Annotated in this window: 2 protein-coding genes; both read right to left on the reverse strand. The window is 55.9% G+C overall.

The window, feature by feature from the left end; all coding sequences use genetic code 11:
• Window positions 1-218: 218 nt before the first annotated feature.
• Window positions 219-446 (reverse strand): hypothetical protein, encoded by a 228-nt coding sequence (locus tag KMS84_RS43640; protein ID WP_256921247.1) that lies wholly within the window; start codon window positions 444-446, stop codon window positions 219-221.
• Between the two features lie 118 nt (window positions 447-564).
• Window positions 565-760: STAS domain-containing protein (locus KMS84_RS43645; protein ID WP_256921248.1), on the reverse strand; the 196-nt coding region annotated here is incomplete at its 5' end.

Genomic DNA, 760 nt, shown 5'->3' on the forward strand with positions numbered 1-760 from the left:
GAAGCAAGGCGTGTTCGCCGGACGGATACGGCAGTGGAGCTGCCGTCAAATGCGAGCATCACCTTTTCGGGCTTTTTATAGCTGCTAGCTGTGATCAGGATAGGCCGGTGAATTGTTCGCACCACAGCTTCTATCTGGCTGCCAAGGCTGTGCGCGTTGCGTGAGTTGTCTTCACCCACTCTTCCTATCACCAACAGTCGAATCCTCCTGAAGGTCGCTCAGATTTCTACCAAGTGTCCGTGGCGCTGCTTCAGCTCAGGAAACGCAGCGCCGGAAATGGCCGTTCGCTCCCTGGCCTTTTCCAGCATGTGTTGGCCATGCTCCAAGGCCAGTTTTGCACGCTGCGCATCCAGCGTGGCCAACTCTTCCAGTAGATGTTCTCTGCTACCGAGACCGATATTGCCGCTGAGGTCAGCGGATGCAGGATATTTCTCCTTATCCAGCACATGAAGCAAGGTCAGGGGGAGCGCTGAGACGTTGCGAAGCCCATGCTGCGTAATCACAGACCGCCAATGCGGATTGTGAGTTATCTGCATGCCATTACGTGGGTCATTGTCGTCCTCCTTAGTGGCTCATGAGCTTGTCGATGGCACCGGGTTTGTCATGCACGCCGAAGCGGTCAACGATTGTTGCGCTGGCTTCATTGAGACCGAGCACTTCAACCTCAGCGCCCTCACGGCGGAACTTGATCACGACCTTATCCAGCGCTGCGACGGCGGTAATATCCCAGAAATGCGCCTGTGTGAGATCGACGGTGACC

It is taken from the genome of Streptomyces hilarionis, assembly GCF_024539675.1.
Taxonomy (GTDB): Bacteria; Actinomycetota; Actinomycetes; order Streptomycetales; family Streptomycetaceae; genus Streptomyces; species Streptomyces hilarionis.